This is a genomic window from Vibrio sp. 10N.222.52.C12, assembly GCF_041474215.1.
GTDB classification, from domain to species: domain Bacteria; phylum Pseudomonadota; class Gammaproteobacteria; order Enterobacterales; family Vibrionaceae; genus Vibrio; species Vibrio crassostreae_C.
Genome location: NZ_JBFRTR010000226.1, coordinates 1 through 828, shown reverse-complemented (window position 1 = coordinate 828; position 828 = coordinate 1). Strand labels below are relative to the sequence as shown.

Genomic DNA, 828 nt, shown 5'->3' with positions numbered 1-828 from the left:
CGATATCATCGCCCGCTTTGGTATTGATATCTAAAACGATGTCTTCACCCGCTTTGGTTTTGAATTCGAACTTAAGATCGCTCGCTGTTGGCGGCACTTCCCAGTTCTTATCTTTCGCGTTTTCTGAATCGAACGTAGTACCACCCATACGGTAGTCATCTGCACGGATACTTGTCAGAGCCATGATCATTGCTTCACCAGAGTTAGAACCGATCTGGAATGAAGCTTCACCGAATGAACCGTTCAGTAGACGACGACCACCAAACGATGTGGTTTCCGCAATACGGTTAAGCTCATCTTGAAGTGCCATTGACTCTTCGTTCAGTGCAGTACGCTCTGCCGGCGAGTTAGTGCCGTTTGATGATTGAATCGCTAGATCACGCATACGTTGTAGTACGTTAGTCGATTCGTTCATCGCGCCTTCTGCTGTTTGAGCAATCGAAATACCGTCGTTGGCATTACGCATTGCCACATCAAGACCACGAGACTGAGCGGTTAGACGGTTCGAGATTTGCAGACCTGCCGCATCATCTTTCGCGCTGTTGATCTTGTGACCAGATGACAAACGCTCCATAGAAGTCGCTAAGTCATTAGATGCTTTATTCAGGTAACGCTGTGCTGTCATAGCAGATACGTTAGTGCTTACATTGATAGCCATTTTGCTCTCCTTATGAGTTCGCAAAGTTTCTGCGAAGCGGCCAGCTTTACTCTCATATGGATAAGCACTGACCGTGTATTACTCGATAAACCCTATACAAGGTTTAAGATCTGTATTAATCATTTATAACCAACACAGATACAAGTTGTATGCCAAGTTTAATATCATAT

At 44.9% G+C, this 828-nt stretch carries 1 pseudogene; it reads right to left on the bottom strand.

From position 1 onward, the window contains the following. Positions 1-658: pseudogene (locus tag AB4623_RS23940) on the bottom strand (flagellin); the annotation flags it as partial. Positions 659-828: the final 170 nt, after the last annotated feature.